This window comes from Mumia sp., assembly GCF_028803055.1.
GTDB lineage: Bacteria > Actinomycetota > Actinomycetes > Propionibacteriales > Nocardioidaceae > Mumia.
Genome location: NZ_JARBCJ010000086.1, coordinates 7457 through 13466, shown reverse-complemented (window position 1 = coordinate 13466; position 6010 = coordinate 7457). Strand labels below are relative to the sequence as shown.

The following is a 6010-nucleotide window of genomic DNA, read 5'->3' as shown; positions in this document are numbered from 1 at the left end:
TCGCACCTCGTCCGTACGGATCACACCTCGTATTCGCGGTGCGGTCGCGACCTCTGGGGTGCGAGCACCTCAAACGCAGGAGGTCCCGTGGCCGGGTGCGAGAGGCGAGTCCACGACATCGCATTGTGATCCACGTCACTCCGGTGTAGGAAAGGCTTCAACCAGCACGGGTGAGCCTGCCGCCGACCGAGTGGAGTCCAGTCCATGGCAAAGAAGCCGATCACCGTCACCGTCGACGGAGTGTCCTGCACCGACGACGTCGAACCCCGAACCCTCCTCGTCCAGTACCTTCGCGACCAGCTCGGCAAGACCGGGACGCTCGTCGGCTGCGACACCACCAACTGCGGCGCGTGCACCGTCCACCTCGACGGTCGCAGCGTGAAGTCGTGCACGATGTTCGCCGTCCAGGCCGACGGCCACGAGGTGACGACGATCGAGGGGATCGCCTCGGACGACGGGGCGCTCCATCCGATGCAGCAGGCCTTCCACGACTCGCACGCGCTGCAGTGCGGGTTCTGCACCCCCGGCATGATCATGCAGTCCCTCGACATCGTCACCGAGCACCCCGACCCGGACGAGGCGACGGTGCGGGAGAACCTCGAGGGCAACCTCTGCCGCTGCACGGGCTACCAGAACATCGTCAAGGCGGTGCAGGCCGGCGCGCGGCAGATGGCCGGTGGCACGCCGGACGCGACCGAGGCGGGTGCGGCATGACCGTCACGGAGATCGGCAGCCCTCGCAAGCGCAAGGAAGACCAGCGCCTCATCACCGGGCGCTCGCGCTACACCGACAACATGGTGCTGCCGGGCATGCTGCACCTCGCCGCCGTACGCAGCCCGTTCGCGCACGCGCGCATCACCGGGGTCGACACGTCCGCGGCCGTCACCGCGCCCGGCGTCGTCACCGTGCTCACCGGCGCCGACGTGGCCGAGACCCAGGGCAGCCTGCCCAACGCGTGGCCCATCACGCCCGACCAGGTTGCGCCGCCGCACCCCGCCATCGCCGTGGACCGGGTGACCTTCGCCGGCGAGATCGTCGCGGTCGTCGTCGCGCGGTCGCGGCACGAGGCCCAGGACGCCGCCGACCTGGTCGACGTCGACTACGACGAGCTGCCGGTGGTCCTCGACCTGGAAGAGGCCGAGAAGGACGACGTCCTGGCGCACCCCGACCTCGGCACCAACCGGTCGGCCTTCTGGGTCTTCGACTCCGCCGAGGCCGGGACGGGCGGCGACGTGGAGGACGCGCTCGCCGCCGCCGGCGCCGACGACCAGATCCTCCTCGAGCGGACCTACTACCAGCAGCGTCTGATCCCGGCGTTCATGGAGCCGCGCTCCACCGTCGTCGACCCGACCGCGGACCAGATCACGATGTGGTCGTCGACGCAGGTGCCGCACATCCTCCGTCTCATGCTCGCCCTCACGCTGGGCATCCCCGAGTCCAAGGTTCGGGTGATCGCGCCGGACGTGGGCGGCGGGTTCGGCGGCAAGCTGCAGGTGACTCCTGAGGAGGTCATCACCATGCTGGCCGCACGGCGGACCGGCAAGCCGTGCAAGTTCACCGAGACCCGCTCGGAGTCCCTCATGGCCGCCCACCACGGACGTGGGCAGGTGCAGCGGCTGGCGCTGTCCGCTCGCCGTGACGGCACGGTCACAGGGCTCAAGGTCCAGCTCCTCGCCGACATGGGGTCCTACCTCGGTCTCGTCACCTCAGGTGTCCCGATCCTGGGCGCGTTCATGTTCCCGGCGATCTACAAGTTCCCGTCGTACCGGTTCGAGTGCACCAACCTCTTCACCAACAAGGCGTGGACCGACGCCTACCGCGGCGCGGGGAGACCGGAGGCGACCTTCGCGATCGAGCGTCTGATGGACGACCTGGCCGCCGAGCTCGACATGGACCCGATCGAGCTGCGCCGCAAGAACTGGATCGCCCACGAGGAGTTCCCGTTCACGACCGTCTGCGGGCTGGAGTACGACACCGGCAACTACGAGGCGGCGACCGCGCGGGCGCTCGAGCTCTTCGGGTACGACGAGCTGCGAGCCGAGCAGAGGCGTCGCCGCGACGACGGTGACCCGGTCCAGCTCGGGATCGGTGTCTCGACGTTCACGGAGATGTGCGGCCTCGCTCCGTCGCGGGTCCTCGGGTCGTTGGACTACGGCGCGGGCGGCTGGGAGTACGCGCAGGTCCGGATGCTGCCGACCGGCAACGTGGAGGTCGTGACCGGGGTCAGCGCGCACGGCCAGGGCCACGAGACGGCGTGGAGCCAGATCGTCGCCGACCGGCTCGGCGTGCCGTTCGACGACGTCCAGGTGCTCCACGGCGACACGGCGATCGCCCAGCGCGGGCTCGACACGTACGGCTCCCGCTCGCTCGCCGTCGGGGGCATGGCCGTGGTCGCCGCCGCCGACAAGGTGATCGCGAAGGCCAGGGTCATCGCGGCCCACATGCTCGAGGCCGCCGACGATGACCTCGAGTTCACCGACGGGAGATTCACGGTGCGGGGCACGGACCAGGGGGTCGCCCTCGGTGACGTCGCGCTCGCGACGTTCGCGGCCCACGACCTGCCCGACGGGGTGGAGCCCAGCCTGGACTCCGACGCGACCTTCGACCCGGAGAACTTCTCGTTCCCGCACGGCACCCACCTGGCCGCGATGGAGGTCGACACCGAGACCGGGCAGGTCACACTCCGCTCGTACGTCTGCGTCGACGACGTCGGCACCGTGATCAACCCGTTGATCGTCGAGGGGCAGATCCACGGTGGGCTCGTCCAGGGCATCGCCCAGGCGCTCTTCGAGGAAGCCGTCCACGACGAGTCCGGGACGCTCGTGACGGGATCCTTCGTGGACTACCTGGTCCCGAGCGCGGCCGACGTGCCGTCGTTCATCACCGATCGCACCGAGACCGCGTCGACGACGAACGTCCTGGGGGTCAAGGGCGTCGGTGAGGCGGGGACCATCGCCTCGACGCCGGCGATCGTCAACGGGGTCATCGACGCCGTGCGACATCTCGGAGTCGATGACATCCTCATGCCATGCTCGCCCGGCCGTGTCTGGGCGGCGCTGCAGGGCGCGGACAAGGGCCGGGGGGCCGAAGCCGCCGTACCGACGGTGAACAGCCCCGAGGTCGCCGACCGCGACATCGCGTCGACCGGCGCGGTCCAGACGGGTACGGACCAGGGGGAGCAGCAGTGATTCCGACAGCTTTCGAGTACGAGTCGCCGACTACCGTCGAGGATGCGCTGAGGCTCCTTGCCGAGGGAGGTGAGGACGTCAAGGTCCTCGCCGGGGGCCAGAGCCTCATCCCGGTCCTCAAGCTCCGCCTCGCCGGGCCCGAGCTCATCGTCGACCTCGGCCGCATCGAAGGGCTGCGCGGCGTCCGCGAGGACGGGGACGCGCTGGTCATCGGGGCGACCACACCGCACCACGAGGTGGCGACGAGCGCCCTGGTGCGTGAGCACGCGGCGCTGCTGGTCGAGGCTGCGGGCACGGTCGCCGACCCGCAGGTGCGTCATCGTGGCACCTTCGGGGGCGCCCTGGTGCACGCCGACCCCGCGGGCGACCTGCCCGCGCCGGCGCTCGCGCTCGGGGCATCGTTCGAGATCGCCGGGCCCGCCGGCGTCCGTACGGTCGCCGCGGAGGACTTCTTCGTCGACCTGTTCACCACCGCGGTCGGTGAGGACGAGATCCTCACCGCCGTGCGGGTGCCGAAGCGGACCGGCTGGACCGCGGCCTACGAGAAGTTCGTCCGGGTGGCCCAGCAGTGGTCGATCGTGGCCGTCGCCGCGACCGTCCGTGTCGAGGACGGCGTCATCGCCGATGCCCGCCTCGGGCTCACCAACATGGGTTCGACGCCGATCCGCCCCGCGGCCGTGGAGCAGAACCTGGTCGGGCTCGCCCCCGTGGGCGAGGCGGTCGAGGGCGCCGTCGCCGACGTTGCCGCAGGCACGACACCACCCGACGACCTCAACGGGACGGCGGACTACCGTCGCCACCTCGCGCGCGTCCTGGCCCGTCGGGCCGTGGTGCGGGCAGCTGGTGCCTGATGGAGCTCACCCACACCTTCTCCGTCCCGGCGCCGATCGAGACCACCTGGGCGGCGTTCAACGACCCCGAGTCGATCGCTCCGTGCATGCCGGGCGCCGTCGTCACGGTGGTCGACGACAACGACTTCACGGGCACGATCAAGATCAAGCTGGGGCCGATCTCGCTGGTCTATGCCGGTTCGGGGACGTACATCGAGCGCGACGAGGCCGGCCGCCGGGTCGTGATCGACGCGAAGGGCAAGGACAAGCGCGGTCAGGGTACGGCGGGGGCGAAGGTGACGGCCCGGCTCGTGCAGGAGGGCGGGGGGACGCGGGTCGAGGTGCGCACCGACCTCGCGATCACCGGCAAACCGGCGCAGTTCGGTCGCGGCGTCATCCAGGACGTGAGCGACAAGCTGTTGTCGCAGTTCGTCGGGTGCATCAGTGACAGCCTCTCGGCGGGCTCGACCCCTTCTGCGGAGCGCGGGCCGGGGCTGGAGGGCGTGGAGACCGCCCAGACGCCGGCCGAGGTCGAGGAGGCGGACGTGGTCGAGGGTGGACGGCATGCCGCGTCGGTGCGCGAGCCAGCCGCGACTCCGTCGTCAGACGTCTCGTCCGGTGGTGCCTCGTCCGGGACGGCGAGCAGCCCTCACGGAGATCCTCTCGAGTCGGCGGCCGAGCTCGACCTGGGGTCGACCGTGGTCCCCGTGCTCGCCCGTCGCTACGGGCCGGCGGTGGTCGTCGGCACGGTCGCCCTGGCGCTCGCCTGGTGGCTGGTGCGCCGCAGGCGCTGACTCGGCGCTCAGCCGGTCGACTGGTCGAGCGCTCGCAGCGCCCCGACCGGTGCGACCTCGATGCCGGACTCGGTGCACACCCAACGAGGGTCCTCGCCGAGCTCCGGCTCGACCCCGAGGCTGTGCTCGGGGCCTGGCCCGCAGGCGCGGCAGCGGGGCCACCGGCTGCCCGCGTCGAAGAGGGCGTCCTGGACGTCTTGCGCGATGAGGCCGGCGAGGAACGCTGCACCGTCCGGCCACTGGGCGACCCACCAGCCACGCTGGCTGAGCGCCTCCTCCAGGACGGAGACCGCCGAGGCGTCGGCCATGCGGTAGGCGGCGAGGTCGTGCAGCACGCGGGCCCGCGCCTCGAGGAGGAACTCCGTCACGGCGTCCAGGTTAAGCGGCCGGGCAAACCCTAGACCGCGACCGGACGACCGAGCGACCTCAGCTCGCGCGTGATGTTGGACCTCGCGCACGTCTCCCAGAGGGCACGGGCGGGTCGGGTCGCGAAGAAGTGGGGCCGCGCCTGGTAGCGCGCGAGAACCCGGGAGCGGAGCCGCCGGTACTCCGAGTCGGGGACGTGCAGGTTCTCGGCGCGGATCGCGCGGGCGTACCGGTCGTAGCGCTCGGGATCGGACCCGAGGACGCTCAGGTCGGCGTCGCACAGGACGGCTGCCTCGAGGTCTCCCGGCGGTGCGACGTGGTCACGGGTGGCCATCACGATCTCGGCCACGCGGTCCCCGGTGCCCGGGTCGAGCCAGCGCTGGGCGAGCGCGGCGGACCGCTCGACGTTGTCGGCGCGATGCACGTCGTAGATCGCGTCGTGGAACCACGCGGCGGTGCGGACGGTCTCCACGTCGAACGTCAGGCCCAGCGCTGCAAGCAGGTCCACGGCGCGGACCACCTCTGCCAGGTGATCGGCCCCGTGGTGTTCGCGGTGAGGCTCCGACCAGCGCTTCGCCAGCTCGAGCCGGATGCTGGGGTGCACCTGGTCCAATCTACGGGGCCTCCGCGACGACCGCAGGCGTGGCGGAAAATCCTGTCACCGCGTCGAGCGCCGCGGCCGCCACGACCAGGTCCTCCCACGCCATGCCGACGGACTTGAAGAACACCGGCCGTCCGGCCGCGTGCACCGGCTCGGCCGCAACCTCGGCCAGGGTGACGAGGGACAAGGGGTCGAGCGTCCCGGCCGCGACGGCCATCACGACGTCGCCGG

At 71.3% G+C, this 6010-nt stretch carries 6 protein-coding genes and 1 pseudogene; 4 read left to right on the top strand and 3 right to left on the bottom strand.

The window, feature by feature from the left end; all coding sequences use genetic code 11:
* The first annotated feature begins 204 nt into the window (after positions 1-204).
* The 4 genes from PV363_RS09960 to PV363_RS09945 are packed head-to-tail and all read left to right on the top strand — an operon-like array spanning position 205 to position 4812.
* Positions 205-714 carry a (2Fe-2S)-binding protein gene (locus tag PV363_RS09960; RefSeq protein ID WP_220343499.1) on the top strand — a complete coding sequence of 170 codons (510 nt, stop codon included), beginning with the start codon at positions 205-207 and terminating at the stop codon, positions 712-714.
* Positions 711-3188 carry a xanthine dehydrogenase family protein molybdopterin-binding subunit gene (locus tag PV363_RS09955; RefSeq protein ID WP_220346112.1) on the top strand — a complete coding sequence of 826 codons (2478 nt, stop codon included), beginning with the start codon at positions 711-713 and terminating at the stop codon, positions 3186-3188. The genes PV363_RS09960 and PV363_RS09955 overlap by 4 nt, the downstream gene beginning before the upstream one ends.
* Positions 3185-4039 carry a xanthine dehydrogenase family protein subunit M gene (locus tag PV363_RS09950; protein ID WP_220343501.1) on the top strand — a complete coding sequence of 285 codons (855 nt, stop codon included), beginning with the start codon at positions 3185-3187 and terminating at the stop codon, positions 4037-4039. The genes PV363_RS09955 and PV363_RS09950 overlap by 4 nt, the downstream gene beginning before the upstream one ends.
* On the top strand, positions 4039-4812 hold the full coding sequence (locus PV363_RS09945; protein WP_301022246.1) for an SRPBCC family protein: 774 nt from the start codon (positions 4039-4041) through the stop codon (positions 4810-4812). Before PV363_RS09950 ends, PV363_RS09945 begins: the two co-directional genes overlap by 1 nt.
* An 8-nt stretch (positions 4813-4820) precedes the next feature.
* Here PV363_RS09945 and PV363_RS09940 read toward each other — a convergent pair whose 3' ends face one another.
* The 3 genes and pseudogenes from PV363_RS09940 to PV363_RS09930 all read right to left on the bottom strand — a co-directional run.
* A complete protein-coding gene (locus tag PV363_RS09940; protein WP_301022245.1) occupies positions 4821-5180 on the bottom strand; it encodes a hypothetical protein in 360 nt (119 codons plus the stop codon).
* Between the two features lie 29 nt (positions 5181-5209).
* The gene (locus PV363_RS09935) at positions 5210-5782 is read right to left on the bottom strand and encodes a metal-dependent phosphohydrolase (protein WP_220343504.1); all 573 of its coding nucleotides are present in this window, start codon (positions 5780-5782) and stop codon (positions 5210-5212) included.
* A 10-nt stretch (positions 5783-5792) separates the two neighbouring features.
* Positions 5793-6010: pseudogene (locus tag PV363_RS09930) on the bottom strand (hypothetical protein); the annotation flags it as partial.